This is a genomic window from Nocardioides sp. JS614 (genome assembly GCF_000015265.1).
Taxonomy (GTDB): Bacteria; Actinomycetota; Actinomycetes; order Propionibacteriales; family Nocardioidaceae; genus Nocardioides.
Map to the genome: position 1 here is coordinate 903,550 of NC_008699.1, position 18,617 is coordinate 922,166.

The following is an 18,617-nucleotide window of genomic DNA, read 5'->3' on the forward strand; positions in this document are numbered from 1 at the left end:
AACACAGATGAGCAGGCAGTCCATCGCGATCATCGGCGGCACCGGCCCGCAGGGCAGGGGCCTGGCCTACCGCCTGGCCACCAGCGGTCACGAGGTGATCCTCGGCTCCCGTGACGAGGAGCGTGCCCGCTCCGCAGCGGACGAGCTGGCCGTCCGGTTGCCTCCCGCGGCGTGCATCAGTGGCGCGACCAACCTCGAGGCGGTCCGCAAGGCCGAGGTCGTGCTCCTGGCCGTCCCGTACGACGGCCACGACGAGCTCGTCGCGTCCCTGCGCGACGTGGTCGAGGGCAAGATCGTCATCAGCTGCGTGAACCCGCTCGGCTTCGACAAGCAAGGCCCGTTCGGACTCGACGTGCCCACGGGCAGCGCCGCCGAGTCCGCGGCCGCGCTGTTGCCGGGGTCGGCCGTGATCGGCGCGTTCCACCACCTCTCCGCGGTCACGTTGATCACCGACGAGGAGCTGCTCGAGGACGTGCTGGTGGTCGGTGACGACGAGGCGGCCAAGGACGTCGTGATCGAGCTCGCTCGCTCCGTCACCGGCCGCCCCGGTATCGCCGCCGGGCGCCTGCGCCTGGCGCGCCAGCTCGAGCCGCTGACCGCTGTGCTGATCTCGGTCAACCGGGCGTACAAGGCGCACTCGGGCATCCGGGTGACCGGGCTCCGACCAGTCGTCTGATGGCCCGTTGGTGCGCGGTCGTGCCGCAGAAGGCGCTCGCGAGCGCCAAGAGTCGCACCGGCCTGCCGGACGCACAGCGCCGAGAGCTCGCCACCGCGTTGCTGCGCGACACGGTCGCGGCGCTCGAGGAGACCCCGGCCGTCGATGCGGTCCTGGTGCTCTGGGACGACGAGCTGGATCGGGTCGTCCTGCCGGCCGTCCGCTCGGTCCCGGTCGCCGGCCTCGGCCTGAACGCCTCTCTCGAACGAGGCGCTGCGGTCGCGCTCGACCGGCTGCCCGGCCGCGGCATCGTGGTCGTCCCCGGCGACCTACCGGCCCTCGACCCCGCCGAGCTGGGCCGCTGCCTGGCCGAGGCGGCACGGTTCCGCCGAGCGTTCCTGCCGGACAGGGACGGCACCGGGACCACCGTGCTGACCGCTGGGGCCGGGGACCTCCGCCCGGCGTACGGCGCGGGCTCCGCCTCCCGGCACGCCGCGACCGGCGCCGTGTCGTTGGACGTGGCCGGGGTGGACACCGTGCGCGCGGACGTGGACGACCTCGACTCGCTCGCCGCCGTCCTGGATGGACGCTGCGGTCGGCACACGCGGGCGGCCGCGGCGCGCCTGGGCCCGGCGCTGGAGGCTGTGGGATGAGGCCGGCCACCGGGGAGGTGCCCGTCCGGGTGCGTGCCGAGATCGACCTGACGATGGCGGCCGGCGGCCGGACCCTCCCGGGCCGGGTACACACGTTCACCGGGCTGCCCGGCGCCGAGGAGCACCTGGTCGTCGCGGTCGGGCCCTACCGGCGGCCGCGAGGCGGCGTGCCGCTGGTTCGGCTCCACTCCGAGTGCCTGACCGGGGACGTCTTCGGCTCCCGGCGCTGCGACTGCGGACCGCAGCTCGACGAGGCGCTCGTCCGGATCGCCGAGCACGGCGGCTACCTGGTCTATCTGCGCCAGGAGGGCCGAGGCATCGGTCTCTACGCCAAGCTCGACGCCTACCGGCTCCAGGATCAGGGGCTCGACACGTTCGAGGCGAACCGGGCGCTCGGCTACCCCGAGGACGCTCGGGGGTACGAGGTGGCCGGCCGGATGCTGCGGGCTCTCGACGTGTTGCAGGTGGACCTGATGACCGGCAACCCGCAGAAGGCCGCAGGGCTCGCCGCCGGTGGGGTCGCCGTACGACGAACCTTGCCTACCGCGCTGCACGAGACGACCGAGAACCTCCGCTACCTGCACGCCAAGCGGCGGCGCGGCTTCCGGTTCGCCGGGGACCACGGGTCGTTGAGCGTCTCGTGAGGACGGCCGGGATCGGGTGCTGTGGGGCCATGCGAACGCCGAGCTCACGACCGGGGTGACCGGTGCGGCACGGGGCTCAGGTCAGCCGCGCGTCGGCAGCCAGAGTCAGCCGGCCGTCCTCGAGCTGGGCGCGCAGGTCCTGCACCGCCAGCTCGGGTCGTTCGAGCAGTGGCTGCGGCGGCAGCATCGCGGCGGCCGCGCCGAGCGGGCGAGCGACGATCGCGCCGTCCTCGGCGACGATCTCGAGCTGGACCGGGAAGGGGAGGGGCAGGCCGCTCGAGGACAGGTCCAGCAGGATGCTGCCGCCCTTCACGCTCACCTTCACGCCCGGGATCAGCCCCTTGATCGCGCTGAGGTCCATGTCGCCGGAGGCCTCCAGGCGATCGCCGTCCTTGACCAGGCGGACCTCGTCGACGTCGATCGGGCCGGCGCTCAGCCGGCCGATCTCGGCGTCGACCTCCTGCACGCCGTCGAGCTTCGCGATCATGTCCGGATCCAGGTCGGAGGCGCCATCGAGGCTCGCGTCGTGCATCTCCACCGCGGCCCGGTCGACCGATCCGAACAGCATCTTCACGGCCGGCGTCGCAGAGACGTCCACACTCGAGACCGCACCCACGGTGGCGAGCCGGTCTCGCAGCCGGCCCTCCGCCACCGACGGGATGACCAGCTGGGAGGCGAGGGCCGCGACGGCCAGGGTTGCGGCCGCGGCGGCGGCGAGGCGGCGTCTCATGGGTGGCGATACTAGACATACCTGTCTCAGTTAGTCCAACGGGGCGCGGCTGCTGTCCCCCGTCGGATCGCCCCGGTCGTCAGCCGCTGGTGGTCTCCGTCAACTCCTGCTTCGCGGACTGCGCGGCCAGGTAGATCGCGCCGATCACGCTGGCGCGCTCGCCGAGGCCCGACCTGATCACGGCCGGCGGGAACGGGATCATCGCCTCGGCGAGCTCGCCGGCGCGGGCGATCAGCCGGTCGTTGTCGCCGACGCCGCCGGTGAGGACCACGGTCTCGGGATCGATGACCGCGCAGATCGACGCGATCACCGAGGCGATCCGCGCGCACTCCTCCTCGACCAGCTTCACGGCTGGTCGCTCGCCGGCGGCGGCCCGCCGGAACAGGTCCTCGACGGTGGTCGGTGGGTCGTCGTGCCAGCCCGATCGCGACTGGGCGTCGTGCAGCAGGCTCAGGCCGCCCGCCTCGTCGTGGGCGCGCGCGTCGACCTTGCGACGCTTGCCGAACGGAGGCAGGAACGCCACCTCGCCGGCCGCGCCGTGCGCACCGCGCATCACCCGGCCCTCGTGGACGATGCCGGCACCGATGCCCGCTCCGACCGCCACGACCGCGAAGGTGCTCAGCTCCCGGGCCGCGCCGCGCCAGCGCTCGCCCATCGCCGCGAGGTTGACGTTGTTGTCGAGCATCACCACGGTGTCGAACGCGTCCGCGAACGGTGTGGCGAAGTCGAAGGGCTCGAACTGGTCGATGTTCGACGCGTAGCGCACGGTCCGCCCGTCGTGCTCCAGCACGCCCGGCACGGACACGGCGATCGTGCGCAGCGGCGCGGCGCCCATCCGTGACGCGATGAGCGTGGACCGCAGGAGCTCGATCGCCTGCGTCACGATGGCGGGTCCGCCCGGCCGCGCGGTCGGCTCGTGCCGCTCGGCGACCAGCTGCCCGCGCAGGTCGGCGATCGCGACCCGCAGGTTGCTGCCACCGATGTCGACCGCCGCCAGGGCGCCGGCTCCTTCCGGGACCTCGTACAGGGTGGCGGAGCGCCCCGGGGTGCCGCTCTGCTGGCCGACGGCGTGCACCAGCCCGCGCTGCTCCAACTGCTGGATGGCGGCGAAGATCGTCGGCCGGGACAGGCCGCACGCGGTGGCCAGGAACGGCCGGGTCACCGGCGCCGTCTGGTGCAGCAGGACGTCGAGGACCTGGTCGGCGCTCGACGCATGTGGTGCGGCAGTCACAAATCTCCTTCGTCGCTCTTGACGCGTCCCGGTGCCGCTGACAATATCCATTCAATAAGCAACCTGCCTAACAAATGGAGATGTCATGAAGCGCACATCACCCGTCTCGGGCTCGCTCGCCGGGATCACCGCCCCCCGGCCGACGCGTCGTGGCCTGCTCGTGGGCGGAGGTGCGCTCGGCCTGTCCGGCCTGCTGGTCGCGTGCGGGGTCGGCGGTGGCGGCGGCGAGAAGGGCGGTGGTGGCAGCGGCAGCGGCAGCATCCGCGCCCTGTTCATGCAGCAGGCGGGCTACTCCGAGGACAACATCAAGGAGATGACGGCGGCCTTCATGAAGGCCAACACCGACATCAAGGTCACCGCCGACTTCGTCTCCTACGAGGCGCTGCACGACAAGATCGTGGCGGCCGCGCCGGCGGGCACCTATGACGTCGTGCTGATCGACGTGATCTGGCCGGCCGAGTTCGGCACCAAGAACATCGTCGCCGACGTCACCGACCGGTGGCCCGACGAGTGGAAGCAGCAGATGCTCGGCGGCGCGGTCGCGACGCCGCAGTACGACGGCAAGTTCTACGGGGTCCCGTGGATCCTGGACACCAAGTATCTCTTCTACAACACCGCCCAGCTCGAGAAGGCGAAGGTCGACGCCGGCGAGCTCGACACCTGGGACGGCGTCCTCAGCGCGGCCCGCGCGCTCAAGCAGAGCGGTGTCCAGTACCCGCTGATCTGGTCCTGGCAGCAGGCGGAGGCCTTGATCTGCGACTACACCCAGCTCCTCGGTGCCTTCGGCGGAACCTTCCTCGACGACGCGGGCCAGCCCGCGTTCAACCAGGGAGGCGGCGTCGCTGCGCTGGAGTTCATGCGGCAGAGCATCGTCGACGGGCTCACCAACCCCGCCTCGACGCAGTCGCTCGAGGAGGACGTGCGGCGCGTGTTCTCCTCCGGTCAGGCCAGCATCGCCCTGAACTGGACCTACATGTACGGCCTCGCCAACGACCCCAAGGAGAGCCAGATCCCCGGCGACGTCGCGGTGCTGCAGACCCCGAGCGGCCCGGTCGGCCGCCCCGGCGTGAACGGCAGCATGGCGCTCTCCCTCTCCGCGACCAGTGAGAACCAGGATGCCGGCTGGAAGTACATCGAGTACCTCACCAGCCAGCCGGTCCAGGACAAGTACGCCCTCAGCTCGCTGCCCGTGTGGTCGTCGTCGTACGACGACCCCAAGGTCGTCGACACGAACCCCGCCGTCGTGCCGCAGGCCAAGAAGCAGCTCGGCGACATGATCCTGCGGCCCCAGGTCGCCAGCTACAACGCGATGTCCCAGGTGCTCCAGGCCGAGATCCAGAAGGCCCTGCTCGGTGACAAGGAGCCGCAGCAGGCGCTGGACGACGCAGCCTCCCAGGCGGCCGACCTGCTGGAGTCCTGATCGTGTCCTCGACCCTGCGAGCGGGTAGGCGCCTCCGGGTCCGCGGCGGTCAGCACGAGGGGCGCTTCGCGCTGCTCCTGCTGCTGCCTGCGGCCGTGGTGGTGTTCGGTGTCGTGCTGTGGCCGGTCGTGCGGACCCTGGTGGTCTCGCTCTACGACGTCGACAGCGCGATGCCGGGCTCCTACCCGTTCGTGGGGCTCGACAACTACGTCCGGGTCTTCCAGGACGACCGGTTCTACAGCGTCCTCGGGCACACGATGTACTTCACTCTGGTCTCGACGTTCCTCGAGCTGGCGCTCGGCATCGCGGTCGCCCTGCTGCTCAATGCGCCGCTCAAGGCGCGCTGGCTGTGGCGCAGCATCGTCGTGCTGCCGTGGGCGCTGCCGACCATCGTCAACGGCGCGCTGTGGCGCTGGATCTACAACGGCCAGTACGGCGCGCTCAACGGCCTGCTCGACACGCTCGGGATCTCCGAGACGCCGACCCAGTGGCTCGGCGAGCCGTTCCTCGCGCTCAACATGGTGATCATCGCCGACGTCTGGAAGAACACCTCGATCGTCGTCTTCTTCATCCTGGCCGGACTGCAGACGATCCCCAGCGATCTCTACGAGGCCGCCCGCGTGGACGGCGCCGGCCCCTGGCGCGCCTTCTGGCGGCTGACCATCCCGATGCTGGCGCCCTCGATCGCCGTCGTGCTGATCCTGCGCACCATCGAGGCGTTCAAGGTCTTCGACATCATCTACGTGATGACCGGCGGCGGGCCGGCCAGCGGGACGCAGACGATCGCGTTCTACACCTACCTCCAGGCCTTCTCCAACCAGCTGTTCGGGTACGGCGCCGCGCTGGCGTACCTGATCGTGCTGGCCGTCTTCGCGTTGGCCATGGCGTACCTGCGGATCCTCCGTCAGAACGAGCTGGCAGGTGTCGAATGAGACCGAGCCGGGCCTACCTCATCTGGATCCACGTGGCCGCCGTGGTCATGGCGCTGGTCGTCCTCGCCCCCTTCGCCTGGCTGCTGATCTCCAGCATCTCGCCGTCCTCCGAGCTGCTCTCGCCGCACCCGCACTGGTGGCCCGACCACCCGACGCTCGAGCGGTACCGCGCGATCTTCTCCTCCGGCAGCGGCGGCGGGGACGTGGCCGCCAACTTCCGCGCCGCGATGATCAATAGCTTCGTGGTCGCGTCCGCCACCACCGCGGTCTCGCTGGTCGTCGGCGTCCTCGGGGGCTATGCCTTCGCCCGCCTGCGGTTCCGGTTCCGGCGGACCTCGCTGTTCGCGTTCCTGGCGATCTACATGCTCCCCCCGATCGCCCTGGTGATCCCGCTGTACCTGGCGCTGGCCAACCTCGGGCTGCTGGACACGAAGATCGGCCTCGTCATCACCTACGGCTCGATCGTCACCCCGTTCTGCCTGTGGACGATGAGCAACTACTTCCTGAGCCTGCCCGCCGGCCTCGAGGAGGCCGCCCGCGTCGACGGGGCCAGCCGGATGGGGGCGCTCTGGTGGGTGATCCTCCCGCTCGCGCGGCCGGGGATCCTGACCACCGGCATGTTCGGGTTCCTGCTGGCCTGGGACGAGTTCCTCTACGCCCTGATCTTCACCTCGAGCACGGACGCGAAGACCATCCCGGTCGCCATCGCCGAGTTCACCGGCAAGCACTCCTCCGACTTCGGGCTGATCGCCGCCGGAGGAGTGCTGGCCACCATCCCGCCCGTCATCCTCGCGCTGGTCTTCCAGCGCTACATCGTCGGAGGCCTCACCTCCGGAGCAGTGAAAGGCTGATCACGAATGCGATTCCCCGATGGCATCGACGCGCAACCGGAGGTGCTGCGGACCAGCGCCGCAGCCGTCCGCGAGGCGCTGCAGCGGATCCCCCCGATCGCCGAGGACGCCGTCGTGGCGCTGGTCGGCATCGGCGCCAGCGAGCACGTGGCGCGAAGCGCGGCGCCGACCTGGCGGGCCCTGGGCATCCGGGCCTTCGCCCTCTCGGCCACCGAGCTGCTCGACGCCGACCGCCCGGTCGCGGACGTCGTCGTCGCGATGAGCGAGTCCGGGCGCAGCACCGAGACGGTGACCGCGCTCGAGCGCACCACCGGGCGACGCATCGCGATCACGAACTTCCCCGACTCGCCGCTGGGCGCCTTGGTGGACGAGGTCATCGCGCTGGACAGCGGACCGGACAGCCCCGTCTACACGACCGGGTACACCGCGACCATCCAGGCGATCGGGCTGCTCGGCGAGCACTGGGCGGGGGCCCGTGCCGACTGGTCCGCCCTGCCGGACCTGGCCGCGCAGGTGATCGCCTCCGCACGGCCCGCAGTGGAGGCGGTCGCCGAGCGGTTCGACCGGGCCCGGATCATCGACGTCGTCGGGTCGGGCGCCTCGATCACGACGGTCGGTGAGGGCGCGCTCCTGCTGCGGGAGGCCGCTCGGGCCCTGACGGCCGCCCACGAGACCCACAACTACCTGCACGGCCCGATGGAGCCCCTCGACCCGAGCGTGTGCTGCGTCGTGGTCGGAGCGGGGCGCGAGGTCCGGCTCGCCCGCGAGGTGAGCGCCCTCGGCTGCACAACTCTCCTGGTCACGACCGACGACATCGACGCGGACGAGAACCTGGTCCCGATCCGGCTCCCGGAGCCGCCCTCGCCGCTCGCCCGCACCGTGCTGGAGATCCTGCCGCTGCAGCTCCTCGGGTGGAGCCTGGCGAGCCGCCGCGGACTGCGGGCCGACGGCTTCCGGTACGAGCAGGACGACATCAAGCTGGGTAGTCGATGACCCGATCGGTCCATGTCCTGGGCAACGTCCAGCTCGACGTGATCGCCACCCCGGTCACGCGGCTGCCGGACCCCGGGGGAGACGACGTCATCGACCACATCTCCGTCCGCCCGGCCGGAGCCGCGGGCAACGTCTCGCTGGCCCTCGCGGGCCTCGAGGTGGCGCACCGGCTGTTCGGGGCGGTCGGCGACGACCAGGCCGGACGCTGGGTGGCGGCCGAGCTGCGCCGGGCCGGCCTCGGGGACGACCTCCAGGTGGTCGCCGGCCAGGAGACCGGCATCTCGATCGCGCTCGAGGCCCCCGGCCGGGAGCGAGCGTTCCTGACCGCCCACGGTGTGCTGAGGACGTACACGCAGGCCGACGTGCCCGCCGAGGCGACCGCGGCCGACCTCGTGATGCTCACCGGCTACTTCTCGCTCCCGGGGCTCCGCGGGGCCGGGACCCTCGAGATCCTGCGGCGGGCGCGGGCGCACGGCGCCCGCACCCTGTTCGACACCGGATGGGACCCCGACGACTGGCGGGGCGACGCCGGCCGGGAGGTGCTCGCGATCCTGCCGTCGGTCGACATCTTCTTGCCGAACGAGCCGGAGGCCCAAGCGCTCACCGGCGAGGCCGACCCGGAGGCTGCCGCGGACACGCTGCAGCGCGCCTGCGGCGGCTGGGTCGTCGTCAAGCTCGCCGAGCGCGGTCTGGTCGCCCGAGGCCCGGACGGTGCGCGGCTGCGGCTCGCGGCGCCGCCCGTGGTCGCGAAGGACACGACCGGCGCCGGCGACAGCCTCGCTGCGGGGATGCTGGCGGAGCTGGTCGAGCACGACGACATGGCGCAGGCCCTGGCGACCGGCGTACGCGTCGCGTCGACGGTGATCGGCCGGGACTCGCTCGCGAGGTACCCCTCCCGTGCGGAGCTGCTCGGTGTCGAGGAGACCGTGCCACCCCTTTCTTGACTCATTCCAGAAAGGTCGCAAGACTGCGGCCATGGCGACGACCACGGACCGCACCCGGGACTTCCCGGAGCTGCTGCGCGGTGCGGCGCTGCGGGTGACCCGCCCGCGGCTCGCCGTGCTGGGCGCCGTGCACGCGCTGCCGCACGCCGACACCGAGTCGATCATCGGTGCCGTCCGCGAGGGCCTCCCCGGCGTCTCGCACCAGGCCGTCTACGACTCGCTGCACGCCCTGACCGCCGCCGGCCTGGTACGGCGCATCCAGCCCGCCGGCTCGGTCGCGCGCTACGAGGCGCGCGTCGGCGACAACCACCACCACGTGGTGTGCCGCGCGTGCGGGATCGTCGCCGACGTCGACTGCGCCGTCGGCGGCGCGCCCTGCCTGACCGCTTCGGACGACCACGGCTTCCGCATCGACGAGGCCGAGGTCGTCTACTGGGGCATCTGCCCCGCCTGCTCGACCACCCGATCGTGACCGCCAACGCCCGTCCGGAAGGAAGACCATGACCGACAGCCAGGACAACCGCACCCCCGAGAGCCCGCAGGGCGTCGACCGGAAGGCGGAGGGTGGGTGCCCCGTCCTCCACGACGGGGTGACCGCCCAGGGCAGCGAGAGCGAGAACCCGGCGATCGACTCACCGACGCCCAGGACCGGCGGCCGCCCGAACTCGCTCAAGGACTGGTGGCCCAACCACCTCGACCTCTCGGTCCTGCACGCGCACTCCTCGAAGAGCAGCCCGCTCGACCCCGGCTTCCGCTACTCCGAGGAGTTCGAGAAGCTCGACATCGAGGCGCTCCGGCGCGACATCGTCGAGGTGCTGCACACCTCGCAGGACTGGTGGCCGGCCGACTTCGGCCACTACGGCGGCCTGTTCGTCCGGATGGCCTGGCACGCGGCCGGTACCTACCGGATCCACGACGGTCGAGGTGGCGCCGGGCAGGGCGCCCAGCGGTTCGCCCCGCTCAACAGCTGGCCGGACAACGCGAACCTGGACAAGGCGCGGCGGCTGCTCTGGCCGGTCAAGCAGAAGCACGGCCAGAAGATCTCGTGGGCCGACCTGATCGTGTTCGCCGGCAACGTCGCCCTCGAGGACATGGGCTTCACGACCTTCGGCTTCGGCTTCGGTCGGGAGGACATCTGGGAGCCCGAGGAGATCTACTGGGGCCCGGAGGACACCTGGCTCGGCGACGAGCGCTACAGCGGCGACCGGGAGCTGTCCAACCCGCTGGGCGCGGTCCAGATGGGGCTGATCTACGTCAACCCGGAGGGCCCGAACGGCAACCCGGACCCGCTGGCCTCGGCCCGCGACATCCGCGAGACCTTCGCGCGGATGGCGATGAACGACGAGGAGACCGTCGCGCTGATCGCCGGCGGTCACACCTTCGGCAAGACCCACGGCGCCGGTGACGCCGACCTGGTCGGCCCCGAGCCGGAGGCCGCACCGCTCGAGGCGCAGGGCCTGGGCTGGCACAGCTCGTTCGGCTCCGGCAAGGGCGAGGACACGATCACCTCGGGCATCGAGGTGACCTGGACCTACCACCCGACCCGCTGGGACAACGAGTTCTTCCACATCCTGTACGCCTACGAGTGGGAGCTGATGAAGTCCGCGGCCGGCGCCAACCAGTGGCGGCCGAAGAACGGCGCGGGCGCGGACATGGTGCCCGACGCGCACGACCCGTCGAAGCGGCGCGAGCCGCGGATGCTGACCTCCGACCTGGCGCTGCGCTTCGACCCGGAGTACGCCAAGATCTCGAGCCGGTTCAAGGACCACCCCGAGGAGTTCGCGCTGGCCTTCGCGAAGGCCTGGTACAAGCTGCTGCACCGTGACCTCGGGCCGATCGCCCGCTACCTCGGTCCGCTCGTGGGCGAGACCCAGATCTGGCAGGACCCGGTCCCGGCCGTCGACCACGAGCTCGTCAGCGACGACGACGTCGCGGCGCTCAAGGCGAAGGTCCTCGACTCGGGCCTCTCGGTCGCCGAGCTGGTGTCCACCGCGTGGGCCTCGGCCGCGAGCTTCCGCTCCACCGACAAGCGCGGCGGCGCGAACGGCGCACGGATCCGGCTGGAGCCGCAGCGCAGCTGGGCGGTCAACCAGCCCGAGCAGCTGGCCGGCGTGCTCGATCGGCTCGAGGGCATCCAGCGCGAGTTCAACGAGGCCGGGGGCGCGAAGATCTCGCTGGCCGACCTGATCGTGCTCGCCGGGTCCGCGGCGGTGGAGAAGGCTGCCAAGGACGGTGGGGTCGACGTGACCGTGCCGTTCCGCGCGGGCCGCACCGACGCCAGCCAGGAGCAGACCGACGTCGACTCGTTCGCGGTGCTCGAGCCGCGGGCCGACGGCTTCCGCAACTACCTGCTGGAGAACGAGAAGGCCCAACCGGAGGTCCTGCTGGTCGAGCGCGCCTACCTGCTCGGCCTCACCGCCCCCGAGATGACCGTCCTGGTCGGGGGACTGCGCGCCCTCGGCAACAACGTCGGCGGCAGCGGGCACGGCGTGCTGACCGACCGCCCCGGCGTGCTGACCAACGACTTCTTCGCCAACCTGCTGGCGCCCGGCGCGCAGTGGAAGGCGTCGGAGTCAGAGGCCAACGTCTACGAGATCCGCGACCTCGCCAGCGGGGAGCTGCGCTGGACCGCGACCGCGGTCGACCTGATCTTCGGATCGAACTCCCAGCTGCGCTCGCTGGCCGAGGTCTACGCCAGCGCGGACGCCCGGGAGAAGTTCGTGCGCGACTTCGTCGCGGCCTGGGTCAAGGTCATGGACGCCGACCGCTTCGACCTGGCCTGAGCCTCGTTCCACCGATTTGCGGCGTCGCGAGCGTCACCAGATGGGTGCGCTGGCAAGGCGTCCGGCGCGAAGGCATACCAGGGCGTCTATCGAGCGTCGGCAACGCAGCCAGCGTGCCCAGATGGTGGCGCGCAGCAGGCGGAAATCGGTGGATCGAGGCCGAGCCCCGAAGCACCGCGCGACGGACAGCGCCCGTTCGGGCCGACTCGACCGGGTCGGCCCGAACGGGCGTCCAGGTCAGGACGCCGCGCGCATGGCGGCGGCAAGCGCCAGCACGATCAGCACGAAGTAGACGGCGTTCCAAGTCATGGCCGATGCCAATCGACGGGGCCCGTGGGCCGGAGGGACAAGGCGGGACAGCCGCCCCCTCACTCGCTGTCTACCGCCCAGCGTAGCCCCTGCGCGCCTGCGGTGGTCGGACCGCGCCGGTCGACGCGGGAGGTCGTGCGGACAGCGTGACCGCTCGCTTCGTCCGGCTGGCTGTGAGTGTGGCGTTGCGGCCCGGACATGCCCGGAGCCCCGAGGGTTCGCCTCGGGGCTCCAGGTCTGTCGCAGTCGGCGCGACCGGGTGGGTCGAGGCCCGCTCAGGGCCGACCGGACGACCGGCTCACCACTTGTGCATCGTGCCGTGGGAGATGTTGTAGTACATGCCGATGTGCGTGTAGAAGTTCATCGCGCCGAAGAGCAGGAACACCACGCCGCCGATCACCCAGGCCCAGACGGCCCAGCGCAGTAGCTGTGGGCGGTCGGTCCACAGCGCGATCGCGAAGAGCAGCGCACCGAGGGCCACGATGCCCCAGAGCCCGCCGAGGAACAGCGCCTCGAGGATCGGCCAGTCGCCGAACCGGCCGCTGATCGGCTCCACCGCCGGAGCGGCACCCAGCTGGAAGCGGACGAACGCGATGGCCAGCACGGCCATGCCGAGGCCGAGCGCACCCACGAAGATGCCGGCCGGCTTGAGGGCCGCGAGAGCCGTGGCGTTCGCCGTACCGACCTCGCCGTCGAAGAGGACCCGGTGCCGCCACAGGTACACCGCGGCGAGCAGGAGCAGCGCGCCGAAGCCCGCGGCCGGCTGACCGAACGCGATGTTGGCGTACTCGAACCCGCCGTCGCCGAACGGCCAGGTCAGCGTGGTGTGGAGACCGGTGACGAGAAGCAGTCCACCGGTGATGCCGAAGAATGCGGCCCAGGCCTCGCTCGCGATCCGCTTGTTGCGGATCAGGTCGGTCAGGAACGCTGCGAATCCGAGAAGCCCTGCGCCTGCGGTGATGGCGACCAGCTCGTTGTAGACGACCACTGCACTCACTCTTTCCTTGCTCCGCCGGCTCGTCGCCAGCAATTAGTTGAAGGTTGTACTAACCTCAACGCACGGCTGTAGCGAATATTCCGGGGAGCGGCGATCGAGTACCGGCGAGCCGGCTTCGGGCCGGGTCGGCCCTAGGGCTGACGCGTCCGCCGCGCGCTGCGCTGCTCGTGTCGCGCGGCGCGCAGCCGGCGCAGGCGCCGGACCAGTCGGGGGGCGTGGACCTCGGCGGCGGGCAGGTCGATCAGGCGGTTCAGCAGCTGGTGGTAGCGGGTCGGTGTGAGGTCGAAGCGCTCGCGCAGCACGGCGTCCTTCGCGCCGACGTGGGCGACCCAGTCGCGCTCGAACTCGAGGATCTGCCGGTCGAGGTCGGTGAGGTCGGTGAGCTCGGGGCTGTCGGCGGGCATGCCCAAATCGTGTCATCCGGCCGCGCGCGCCCACGGGAGGGGGTCACGCGTTGCCGAGGAAGCGGTCCACCTCGATCCGGACGGCGACCCGCAGCGGGTTCGGCCGGGGCGGCCGGTAGCGGGTCGCGTAGCGCTCCATCGCCCGGCGTACCGCCGCCTCGTCCTCGAGCACCTCGCCCCGTCCCTCGATCGTGGACCACCGCCTGCCGTCGACCTGGCAGACCGCCAGGGTCGGGGTGCGGCGGATGTTCTGCGCCTTGCGCGACGTGCCGGACGTGATCACCCAGGCGCAGCGCTCGTCGGGGTCGACGGTCACCCCCACCGGTACGACGTGCGGCCGGCCGTCCTCGCGCAACGTGGTCAGCGTGCACAGGTGCCGCTCGGTCCAGAAGCCCAGCAGGTCCTCGGGGAACGCATCCCATCCCGGTCGCCACGACGTCACGCGGCGATCCTGCCATGCGGGCCGCCACCGGTCCGATCTCACTCCGGGCGGTGGCGCCGCGGGCCGCCGGGGAGCACGATCGGGGCATGGGGGACACGGCTCCCGAGGACCTGCTGCGCGCCCTGCTCGACGACGCGACGGTCGGTGCCGTGCTGTCGGCGGCCGGCTCGTCCGCAGCGGATCTGCGGGTGGCCGTCGAGCGCCGGTGGCTGGCCCGCCTCGACCGGGAGGTCGACGACGAGCTGCTGCGCGGTCGCCGGGTCGACGTCGGGGCGCTGCTGCGGGCCCTCAACGAGGGTGCGCCGGCCCTGGGCCGGCTCCCCGCGGACGCCCGGGCCGTGCTGGGCCGGGCGGTACACGAGTCCGCGAGCCTGCACGCCTCGTGCATCGGCGCCGAGCACCTGCTGATCGCCCTGGTGGCCGGCGCGGACCCGGTCGTCGCGCCCGCTGCCGCCGAGCTGGGGCTGCGCGCCGCCACCGTCCGCGGGGTCGTCGCCCGGCGCGGTCCGCGGGTGGGCTGACCCGGATCCGCCGGCGGGCGGGCTGCTGGCAGGATCGGAGCATGACCTACGCCGCCGCTCCCGACCGCTACGAGTCCGACGCCACCGGGATGCGCTACCGCTTCACGGGTCGCAGCGGGCTGCAGCTGCCACTGATCTCCCTGGGGCTGTGGCAGAACTTCGGTGACGACCGGTCCGAGGACAACCAGCGTGCGATCCTGCGCCGCGCGTTCGACCGCGGCGTGACCCACTTCGACCTGGCGAACAACTACGGCCCGCCGTACGGCCGGGCGGAGGAGAACTTCGGCCGCTACCTCCGCGACGACTTCGCGCCCTATCGCGACGAGCTCGTGATCTCCACGAAGGCCGGCTACGACATGTGGCCCGGGCCCTACGGGCAGGGTGGCGGCTCGCGGAAGTACGTCCTCGCCTCGCTCGACCAGTCGCTGCGCCGGATGGGGCTGGACTACGTCGACATCTTCTACAGCCACCGGTTCGACCCCGACACCCCCGTCGAGGAGACGATGGCGGCGCTCGACCAGGCGGTGCGGCAGGGCAAGGCGCTGTACGCCGGCATCTCGTCGTACTCCGCCGAGAAGACCAACGAGGCCGCCTCGATCGCCCGCGAGCTCGGCACCCCGCTGCTGATCCACCAGCCGTCGTACTCGATGCTCAACCGGTGGATCGAGCAGGACCTGCTCGACGAGCTCGAGCAGCAGGGGATGGGCTGCATCGTCTTCTCGCCGCTCGCCCAGGGCCTGCTGACCGATCGCTACCTCGGCGGCGTCCCGCAGGACTCTCGTGCTGCACGCCAGAACTCCTCGCTGCCGGGCGACCACCTCGACGACGCCACCCTCGGGCACGTCCGCCGGCTCGACGAGATCGCGCGGGCTCGTGGCCAGAAGCTCGCCCAGCTCGCGCTGCAGTGGTCGGTGCGTGACCCGCGGGTCACCTCCGCTCTGATCGGGGCCAGCTCGGTCGAGCAGCTGGACACCAACCTCGACGCGCTGACCTTCCCGGACCTGACGGCCGACGAGCTCACGGCCATCGACGAGAACGCCGTCGAGGCGGGGATCAACCTGTGGGCACACTCGTCCGAGGACTGATCGCCCGGTCCCGGCTGTGCTCTGATCGCGGGCACCCGACCGGCGCCGGCGCCGCGAGCAGGGCGCCCGTCAGGATGTCGATCACGCCGCGCTCCGTGCCGTAGAGCGCGCTCGGGATCGTCTCGAGGGCGCTCCGCCCGGGGCTGCTATCCGGCGCTGCGGCTGTCGGCGATGACCCCGGGTAGGCCTCGGCCAGGCCGTGGACGCCCGCGTCCGCGCCCGCTGGCGAATCGGGCAGCCCCGTGATCGCGGGCCTGTGGAGAACCGTCGACGCGGTCCGTCAACGGGGAATGCTCCGCCCATGGATGCTCAGGTATGGAGGCTGCCTCGCCGCGGCGGCGGGCCCGGCCGACTCGTCGTCGCGCTCGTCCTCTCCACGGTGCTCGCGGGCTGCGCGTACGCCGGCGACCCACCCGACCGGGACGTCGAGACCGCCGACGGCACGATCGCGCTCGACCTCCCGGCCGGCTGGGGGCGATCGCCCGACCCGGTCGAGCCACCGACCGTGCTGCTGGCCGAGGGGACCGGCGACGAGCACCTCGTGGTCAGCCTGTTCGAGGGCGCGGACACCGCCGAGCAGCGGGCGATCGAGGCGGCGGTGCGGTACATCGACTCCTACGGCCTGCCGTGCCGGCGGCTCGACGACAACCCGATCTGGGACGGCCCGGTCCTCGACTGTCGCGACCAGACGCGCCGGCCCTGGATGCACAAGGTCCTGGTCCCGATCCCGGGCGAGGGCGTGAGCGCCCTGCTGCTCGTGCAAGCCGAGGCGGACTCCTGGGACGAAGCGGTCGACGTGGTGAAGCCAGTCCTCGACTCGTTCCTCTGGGCCGAGCCGTAATCGAGGTGCCGGGCCGCACCGCGTGCAGGACAATCGTGCGACGTGGGACACGTAGACGTGGCCGGGGTGCGCTATGAGCTGCCCGACGGGCGAGTGCTGCTGGACGACGTGTCGTTCCGCGTCGGCGAGGGCGCCAAGGTCGCGCTCGTGGGCGCGAACGGCGCCGGCAAGACCACGCTGCTGCGGATCATCACCGGCGACCTGACCCCGCACGCCGGCGTGGTCACCCGCTCCGGCGGCCTGGGCGTGATGCGGCAGTCGGTGGGCGCCGCCCTCGGCGAGGCCCCCACGGTCGCCGACCTGCTGCTCAGCGTGGCGCCCCCGCGGATCCGCGCGGCGGCGTACGACGTCGACGCCTGTGAGCGCACCCTCATGGACACCGACGACGAGAAGACGCAGATGGCCTACGCCCACGCGCTCTCGGAGTACGCCGACGCCGGCGGCTACGACCTCGAGGTCACCTGGGACGTCTGCACGATGGCCGCGCTCGGGTTGCCGTTCGACCGCGCGAAGTACCGCGAGCTCGCCACCCTCTCCGGTGGCGAGCAGAAGCGGCTGGTGCTGGAGTACCTCCTCCGCGGCCCCGACGAGGTGCTGCTGCTCGACGAGCCGGACAACTTCCTCGACGTGCCCGGCAAGATCTGGCTCGAGGGGCGCATCCGCGAGTCCGCCAAGACCGTGCTGATGATCAGCCACGACCGCGAGCTGCTCAACAACACCGCGACCCGGGTGGTCACCGTCGAGCTGGGGGGTGGTTCCGGGGGATCCACGGGGGCCGGAGCCCCCCGTGTGTCCGGCAACACCGTGTGGACCCATCCGGGAGGCTTCGGCTCCTACCACCAGGCCCGGCAGGACCGGTTCGCCCGGTTTGAGGAGCTGCGCCGGCGGTGGGACGAGGAGCACGCCAAGCTCAAGCAGCTCGTGCTGCACTACAAGATCAAGGCCGAGTACAACGACGGCATGGCCTCGCAGTACCGCGCCGCCCAGACCCGGCTGCGCAAGTTCGAGGAGGCCGGCCCGCCGACCGAGCAGCCGCGGGAGCAACAGGTGTCGATGCGGCTCACGGGCGGGCGCACCGGCAAGCGCGCCGTCGTCTGTGAGCACCTGGAGCTCACCGGACTGATGAAGCCGTTCGACCTCGAGGTCTGGTACGGCGAGCGCGTGGCCGTGCTCGGCTCGAACGGATCGGGCAAGTCGCACTTCCTGCGGCTGCTCGCCGCGGGCGGGACCCGGCCGGACAAGGAGCACGAGCCCGTCGGTGACGTCCACGTCGAGCCGGTCCGGCACCGGGGGATCGCGAAGCTGGGCGCACGGGTGCGACCGGGCTGGTTCGTGCAGACCCACGACCACCCCGAGCTGGTCGGCCGCACCCTGCTGGAGATCCTGCACCGCGGCGACGCGACGCCGGACGGTCGTGGGCGTGCCGGGATGGGCCGCGAGCAGGCCAGCCGGGTGCTCGACCGCTACGAGCTCAGCCCCGCGGCGGAGCAGCGGTTCGAGTCGCTCAGCGGCGGTCAGCAGGCCCGGTTCCAGATCCTGCTACTCGAGCTCTCCGGCGCGACCCTGCTGCTGCTCGACGAGCCGACCGACAACCTCGACGTGCAGTCCGCCGAGGCCCTGGAGGAGGGGCTCGCGGCGTTCGAGGGCACCGTGCTCGCGGTCACCCACGACCGCTGGTTCGCGCGCGGCTTCGACCGGTTCCTCGTCTACGGCGCGGACGGCCGGGTCTACGAGTCCGACGGTCCGGTCTGGGACGAGGGCCGGGTCGAACGGGTCCGATGAGCGAGCACCGGATCGTCGAGGTCGACCCGTTCGACCCCGGCCAGGTCGATCCCTGGCACGGCGCCTACCTGGCCGCCGAGCTGGCCGCGCCCGAGGGCGTCACGTCGCCGTGGCAGCTCGAGGAGGTGCGCGCGATGATGCAGGACCAGGGCACCCGGTACCGCGACATCGCCACGACCGTCCACGAGGCCGGGAACGCCTACCGGTGGGGCACGCTGGTGCGGCCCGACGCGCACGGCCCGACATCCGCGTGGTGACGACGTACAACGCCGAGGTCAACGCCCACATGGTCGGCGTGAACGAGCGGCTGGGCTTCGTCTCGGTGGCGCGGCTGGGCGAGTTCCAGAAGCGAGCCCCGTCGGCCCACGCGGAGTGAGGGCGCTCGCTTCGCGACCTTTGT

Annotated in this window: 21 protein-coding genes; 16 read left to right on the forward strand and 5 right to left on the reverse strand. The window is 71.8% G+C overall.

Annotated features, from left to right (window positions below; genetic code table 11):
- Positions 1-7 precede the first annotated feature (7 nt).
- From npdG to ribA, 3 genes are read left to right on the forward strand one after another with little or no spacing between them, the layout of a single operon-like run.
- The gene (gene npdG, locus NOCA_RS05790) at positions 8-676 is read left to right on the forward strand and encodes an NADPH-dependent F420 reductase (protein ID WP_011754336.1); all 669 of its coding nucleotides are present in this window, start codon (positions 8-10) and stop codon (positions 674-676) included.
- Positions 676-1,308: a 2-phospho-L-lactate guanylyltransferase gene (cofC, locus tag NOCA_RS05795; protein ID WP_011754337.1), complete on the forward strand. Its 633-nt coding sequence runs from the start codon at positions 676-678 to the stop codon at positions 1,306-1,308. The genes npdG and cofC overlap by 1 nt, the downstream gene beginning before the upstream one ends.
- The gene (ribA, locus tag NOCA_RS05800) at positions 1,305-1,952 is read left to right on the forward strand and encodes a GTP cyclohydrolase II RibA (protein ID WP_011754338.1); all 648 of its coding nucleotides are present in this window, start codon (positions 1,305-1,307) and stop codon (positions 1,950-1,952) included. The genes cofC and ribA overlap by 4 nt, the downstream gene beginning before the upstream one ends.
- Positions 1,953-2,028: 76 nt before the next feature.
- Here the strand turns inward: ribA and NOCA_RS05805 are convergent, their stop codons facing one another.
- Both NOCA_RS05805 and NOCA_RS05810 read right to left on the reverse strand, forming a co-directional pair.
- On the reverse strand, positions 2,029-2,682 hold the full coding sequence (locus NOCA_RS05805) for a hypothetical protein (protein ID WP_041546247.1): 654 nt from the start codon (positions 2,680-2,682) through the stop codon (positions 2,029-2,031).
- 79 nt (positions 2,683-2,761) lie between these two features.
- Positions 2,762-3,913 carry an ROK family transcriptional regulator gene (locus NOCA_RS05810; RefSeq protein ID WP_041546250.1) on the reverse strand — a complete coding sequence of 384 codons (1,152 nt, stop codon included), beginning with the start codon at positions 3,911-3,913 and terminating at the stop codon, positions 2,762-2,764.
- Positions 3,914-3,998: 85 nt separating this feature from the next.
- On the opposite strand from NOCA_RS05810, the gene NOCA_RS05815 reads away from it, so the two are divergent.
- From NOCA_RS05815 to katG, 7 genes are read left to right on the forward strand one after another with little or no spacing between them, the layout of a single operon-like run.
- Complete coding sequence (locus NOCA_RS05815) at positions 3,999-5,333, forward strand: extracellular solute-binding protein (RefSeq protein WP_011754341.1); 1,335 nt, start codon at positions 3,999-4,001, stop codon at positions 5,331-5,333.
- 2 nt (positions 5,334-5,335) lie between these two features.
- Complete coding sequence (locus tag NOCA_RS05820) at positions 5,336-6,265, forward strand: carbohydrate ABC transporter permease (RefSeq protein ID WP_011754342.1); 930 nt, start codon at positions 5,336-5,338, stop codon at positions 6,263-6,265.
- Positions 6,262-7,116, forward strand: coding sequence for a carbohydrate ABC transporter permease (locus NOCA_RS05825; RefSeq protein ID WP_011754343.1), 855 nt, complete (start codon positions 6,262-6,264; stop codon positions 7,114-7,116). The genes NOCA_RS05820 and NOCA_RS05825 overlap by 4 nt, the downstream gene beginning before the upstream one ends.
- 6 nt (positions 7,117-7,122) lie before the next feature.
- A complete protein-coding gene (locus NOCA_RS05830) occupies positions 7,123-8,109 on the forward strand; it encodes an SIS domain-containing protein (protein WP_011754344.1) in 987 nt (328 codons plus the stop codon).
- Positions 8,106-9,053: a carbohydrate kinase family protein gene (locus NOCA_RS05835; RefSeq protein WP_011754345.1), complete on the forward strand. Its 948-nt coding sequence runs from the start codon at positions 8,106-8,108 to the stop codon at positions 9,051-9,053. The genes NOCA_RS05830 and NOCA_RS05835 overlap by 4 nt, the downstream gene beginning before the upstream one ends.
- A 31-nt stretch (positions 9,054-9,084) precedes the next feature.
- Positions 9,085-9,525 carry a Fur family transcriptional regulator gene (locus tag NOCA_RS05840; RefSeq protein ID WP_011754346.1) on the forward strand — a complete coding sequence of 147 codons (441 nt, stop codon included), beginning with the start codon at positions 9,085-9,087 and terminating at the stop codon, positions 9,523-9,525.
- A gap of 28 nt (positions 9,526-9,553) precedes the next feature.
- Positions 9,554-11,836 (forward strand): catalase/peroxidase HPI, encoded by a 2,283-nt coding sequence (gene katG, locus NOCA_RS05845; protein WP_011754347.1) that lies wholly within the window; start codon positions 9,554-9,556, stop codon positions 11,834-11,836.
- A 607-nt stretch (positions 11,837-12,443) separates the two neighbouring features.
- On the opposite strand, the gene NOCA_RS05850 is transcribed toward katG, so the two are convergent.
- The 3 genes from NOCA_RS05850 to NOCA_RS05860 all read right to left on the reverse strand — a co-directional run bounded on the left by NOCA_RS05850 (position 12,444) and on the right by NOCA_RS05860 (position 13,988).
- Positions 12,444-13,142, reverse strand: a complete 699-nt coding sequence (locus NOCA_RS05850) for a DUF981 family protein (RefSeq protein ID WP_011754348.1) — start codon at positions 13,140-13,142, stop codon at positions 12,444-12,446.
- A gap of 131 nt (positions 13,143-13,273) precedes the next feature.
- On the reverse strand, positions 13,274-13,546 hold the full coding sequence (locus NOCA_RS05855; RefSeq protein WP_011754349.1) for a DUF3263 domain-containing protein: 273 nt from the start codon (positions 13,544-13,546) through the stop codon (positions 13,274-13,276).
- A 43-nt stretch (positions 13,547-13,589) separates the two neighbouring features.
- Positions 13,590-13,988, reverse strand: a complete 399-nt coding sequence (locus NOCA_RS05860) for a pyridoxamine 5'-phosphate oxidase family protein (protein ID WP_011754350.1) — start codon at positions 13,986-13,988, stop codon at positions 13,590-13,592.
- Between the two features lie 86 nt (positions 13,989-14,074).
- Here NOCA_RS05860 and NOCA_RS05865 point away from each other — a divergent pair, with 86 nt between their 5' ends.
- The 6 genes from NOCA_RS05865 to NOCA_RS28420 all read left to right on the forward strand — a co-directional run bounded on the left by NOCA_RS05865 (position 14,075) and on the right by NOCA_RS28420 (position 18,593).
- Positions 14,075-14,509 (forward strand): Clp protease N-terminal domain-containing protein, encoded by a 435-nt coding sequence (locus NOCA_RS05865; protein WP_158305631.1) that lies wholly within the window; start codon positions 14,075-14,077, stop codon positions 14,507-14,509.
- A 41-nt stretch (positions 14,510-14,550) separates the two neighbouring features.
- On the forward strand, positions 14,551-15,594 hold the full coding sequence (mgrA, locus tag NOCA_RS05870; protein WP_011754352.1) for an L-glyceraldehyde 3-phosphate reductase: 1,044 nt from the start codon (positions 14,551-14,553) through the stop codon (positions 15,592-15,594).
- 301 nt (positions 15,595-15,895) lie between these two features.
- The gene (locus NOCA_RS25495; RefSeq protein ID WP_011754353.1) at positions 15,896-16,435 is read left to right on the forward strand and encodes a hypothetical protein; all 540 of its coding nucleotides are present in this window, start codon (positions 15,896-15,898) and stop codon (positions 16,433-16,435) included.
- Between the two features lie 42 nt (positions 16,436-16,477).
- Entirely contained in the window at positions 16,478-18,217 is a 1,740-nt protein-coding gene (locus NOCA_RS05885; protein WP_041546258.1) for an ABC-F family ATP-binding cassette domain-containing protein, read from the forward strand.
- A complete protein-coding gene (locus NOCA_RS05890; RefSeq protein ID WP_011754355.1) occupies positions 18,214-18,474 on the forward strand; it encodes a hypothetical protein in 261 nt (86 codons plus the stop codon). The genes NOCA_RS05885 and NOCA_RS05890 overlap by 4 nt, the downstream gene beginning before the upstream one ends.
- Positions 18,471-18,593 (forward strand): hypothetical protein, encoded by a 123-nt coding sequence (locus tag NOCA_RS28420; protein WP_274378275.1) that lies wholly within the window; start codon positions 18,471-18,473, stop codon positions 18,591-18,593. The genes NOCA_RS05890 and NOCA_RS28420 overlap by 4 nt, the downstream gene beginning before the upstream one ends.
- The last annotated feature ends 24 nt before the right edge of the window (positions 18,594-18,617 follow it).

What these genes read in the sequence shown, in the direction of transcription:
- npdG (WP_011754336.1), top strand. Translation starts at nt 8, where the DNA reads ATGAGCAGGCAGTCCATCGCGATCATCGGCGGCACCGGCCCGCAGGGC.
- cofC (WP_011754337.1), top strand. Translation starts at nt 676, where the DNA reads ATGGCCCGTTGGTGCGCGGTCGTGCCGCAGAAGGCGCTCGCGAGCGCC.
- ribA (WP_011754338.1), top strand. Translation starts at nt 1,305, where the DNA reads ATGAGGCCGGCCACCGGGGAGGTGCCCGTCCGGGTGCGTGCCGAGATC.
- NOCA_RS05805 (WP_041546247.1), bottom strand. Translation starts at nt 2,682, where the DNA reads ATGAGACGCCGCCTCGCCGCCGCCGCGGCCGCAACCCTGGCCGTCGCG.
- NOCA_RS05815 (WP_011754341.1), top strand. Translation starts at nt 3,999, where the DNA reads ATGAAGCGCACATCACCCGTCTCGGGCTCGCTCGCCGGGATCACCGCC.
- NOCA_RS05825 (WP_011754343.1), top strand. Translation starts at nt 6,262, where the DNA reads ATGAGACCGAGCCGGGCCTACCTCATCTGGATCCACGTGGCCGCCGTG.
- NOCA_RS05830 (WP_011754344.1), top strand. Translation starts at nt 7,123, where the DNA reads ATGCGATTCCCCGATGGCATCGACGCGCAACCGGAGGTGCTGCGGACC.
- NOCA_RS05835 (WP_011754345.1), top strand. Translation starts at nt 8,106, where the DNA reads ATGACCCGATCGGTCCATGTCCTGGGCAACGTCCAGCTCGACGTGATC.
- NOCA_RS05840 (WP_011754346.1), top strand. Translation starts at nt 9,085, where the DNA reads ATGGCGACGACCACGGACCGCACCCGGGACTTCCCGGAGCTGCTGCGC.
- katG (WP_011754347.1), top strand. Translation starts at nt 9,554, where the DNA reads ATGACCGACAGCCAGGACAACCGCACCCCCGAGAGCCCGCAGGGCGTC.
- NOCA_RS05855 (WP_011754349.1), bottom strand. Translation starts at nt 13,546, where the DNA reads ATGCCCGCCGACAGCCCCGAGCTCACCGACCTCACCGACCTCGACCGG.
- NOCA_RS05865 (WP_158305631.1), top strand. Translation starts at nt 14,075, where the DNA reads ATGGGGGACACGGCTCCCGAGGACCTGCTGCGCGCCCTGCTCGACGAC.
- mgrA (WP_011754352.1), top strand. Translation starts at nt 14,551, where the DNA reads ATGACCTACGCCGCCGCTCCCGACCGCTACGAGTCCGACGCCACCGGG.
- NOCA_RS25495 (WP_011754353.1), top strand. Translation starts at nt 15,896, where the DNA reads ATGGATGCTCAGGTATGGAGGCTGCCTCGCCGCGGCGGCGGGCCCGGC.
- NOCA_RS05890 (WP_011754355.1), top strand. Translation starts at nt 18,214, where the DNA reads ATGAGCGAGCACCGGATCGTCGAGGTCGACCCGTTCGACCCCGGCCAG.